Origin of the sequence: Dokdonella sp., assembly GCF_039926425.1 — a bacterium.
In the GTDB taxonomy this organism is placed as follows: Bacteria; Pseudomonadota; Gammaproteobacteria; order Xanthomonadales; family Rhodanobacteraceae; genus Dokdonella_A.
In genome coordinates, this window is sequence record NZ_JBDSWZ010000196.1 from 1 (window position 1) to 2,579 (window position 2,579).

The window sequence follows — 2,579 nt, forward strand, 5'->3', positions numbered from 1 at the left end:
GTGGACGCAGTCGGCGCCGGCCAGCAGGAATTGAAGTTGGGCGAGATGCGTGAGGGTGTTGCCGTGTTCCGGCTGCGCGCAAAGGGCGAGCCGGGCGTTGCCAAGCTGGGTTTCGTCGCCAGCAGTGGCGACCGTGGCGCAAAGCAGACGGTCGAGGTGTCGGTGCGACCCGCGGTGCCGTATCGCAGCGAGGTGGCCATCGGTTCGGTGCGCAGTGGCGTTGCCGACGTGAAGCCGTTGCGCGCGATGTTCGATGCGCATGCCAAGCGTGATGCGTCGCTGTCGTTTGCGCCGCTGGTGCTCGCACGCGGATTGTCGGCGTACCTTGCCGACTTCCCGCATCGCTGCACCGAGCAGTTGCTGAGCCAGGGCATGCCGGCGCTCGTGTTCGATGCGCATCCCGAGTTCGGCACGGCGGTTCGCGGCGAAGGCATGCCGAAAGCCGATGCAGCATTCGCGCAGCTGATCGCGGTGTTGCGTTCCCGCCAGAACGCGGAAGGCGGATTTGGGCTGTGGACGGCGACGGCGCAGGCCGAGCGGTTCGTCTCGGCGTATGCGGTGCAATTCCTGCTCGAGGCAAAAGAGCGCGGGAAGACGGCACCGACGGATCTGCTCGAGCATGCGAATACCTATCTCGGCACGCTCGCCGCCGACGAAAGCGATGGCAGCCTCGCGGGATTGCGCGAACGCGCGTTTGCCATCTATCTCCTCACGCGCCAGGGCCAGGTGACCACCAATGCGCTGGCGTCGGTGCGCGCGCGGCTTGATGCGAACTTCGCGAAAGAGTGGCACGACGACATCACGGCAGCGTATCTGGGCGCCTCGCTGCAAATGCTCAAGCAGGACAAGGAAGCCTGGGTGTTGATGTCCGGTCCGCAGAAGGTCCTGCTGCGCCAGGCGCAGGAATCGGCGTATCGGTTCGAGCGCTACTACGATCCGGTGATCCGCGACAGCCAGACCCTGTATCTGATCGCGAAGCATTTTCCGGAGCGCGCGAAAGCGCTGCCGGCGGATGCACTGCGCAACATCGTCGGTGCGCTGCAACGCGGCTGGTACAACACGTTGTCCTCGGCACAAACGATCCTCGCACTCGATGCGTATGCGAGTCAGGCCGGGACAGAGCTGATGGCCAAGCTGGCCATCGACGCGGTTGCTGCGGACGGCAGCGCAACCCCGATCGGCAAGGTCGACGGCCTCGTCTACGGCGCGAAGTTCGATGCGAAGGCGCAAGCGTTGCGCCTGCGAAATACGAGCGATCTCAACGCGTGGTACAGCGTCGCGCAGAGCGGCTTCGATCGCAACGTGCCGACGGCCGAGCGCAAGGAAGGCCTGGAGGTCGTGCGCGAATTCACCGACGCAGGCGGAAAGGTCGTCGACAAGGTCGTCATCGGCGAGGAACTGCAGGTGCACCTGAAGATCCGCGCGACGCGTGGCGACGGTCTCGGCAACGTGGCGATCGTCGACCTGTTGCCGGGTGGTTTCGAACCGGTGCAGGAGAGTCATACCACCGGCGACGCGTCGCCGACGGATGGCGTCGATGCGGCCGCTGCGGCCTCCGAGGCGAATGGCACGAACGCAACCACGTGGTTCAGTCCTGTCGGGTTGGCGTCGTCGAGCTGGCATCCCGACTACGCCGATGTGCGCGACGACCGCATTGTGATCTATGGCAGCGCCACCAATGCGGTACAGGAATTCGTCTACCGCATCAAGGCGACGAACGCCGGGACGTTCGTCGTTCCGCCGGCGTACGGCGAATCGATGTACGACCGCACGATCCAGGCGCAGTCGAAGGGCGGTGGGACGTTGACGGTGACCAGGAAATAACGTGAGGCCCCGTCCTTTCCACGCGCGCAGGTTGCAGTGGTCGGCCTGGCTGGACGTTGCGCGCGTCGCCATCGGGGAAAAGGGATTGGTTCGTATGTCGATGCGATGAAACCCGAATCGAATCGATCCCCGGCGACCGCCACCGCATGGCGTCGCTGGCACAACTGGCTCGTCGTCGCGTTGCTGCTCGGCGCGGTTCTCGCAGCGTTGCGGCTGTACCCGCACGCACCGCTGTCGGCCGGCATTGCGACCTCGACCGCGGTGCTCGACGATCACGATCGATTGCTCCGTTTCGCGTTGAGTCGCGACGACAAGTACCGCGAGTGGACTCCGCTCGCCGACATTCCGCGTGATCTTGTCGAAGCCGTGCAGCTGCATGAGGACCGCTGGTTCCGCTGGCATCCGGGATTCAATCCGTGGAGCCTTGCGCGTGGTGCGATCGTCACCTACGTGCGCGGTGGCGCGAGGCAGGGCGGTTCGACACTGACGATGCAGCTGGTGCGGCTGCTGCATCGGGATTCGACCCGCACGCCCGGTGGCAAGGCCGTGCAGGTCCTGCGCGCCATGTGGCTGGAACTTCGCCATTCGAAGAGCGAGATCCTCGAGGCGTATCTCAACCTCGCGCCGTACGGCGGCAACATCGAAGGTGTGGCCGCAGCAAGCCGCATCTATTTCGACAAGCCGGTGTCCGCGCTCACGCTGCCGGAAAGTCTCACGCTCGCGGTCCTTCCTCAGGATCCGAGTCGTCGCGTGCG

1 protein-coding gene and 1 pseudogene are annotated in these 2,579 nt (G+C 65.1%); both read left to right on the top strand.

Going from position 1 to position 2,579, the window contains the following annotated elements; translation table 11 throughout:
• A pseudogene (locus ABIV12_RS11455) lies at positions 1 to 1,824 on the top strand (alpha-2-macroglobulin family protein); the annotation flags it as partial.
• 105 nt (positions 1,825 to 1,929) lie between these two features.
• Positions 1,930 to 2,579, top strand: a 650-nt coding sequence (locus tag ABIV12_RS11460; protein WP_348059360.1) for a transglycosylase domain-containing protein, incomplete at its 3' end; no start/stop codon positions are given.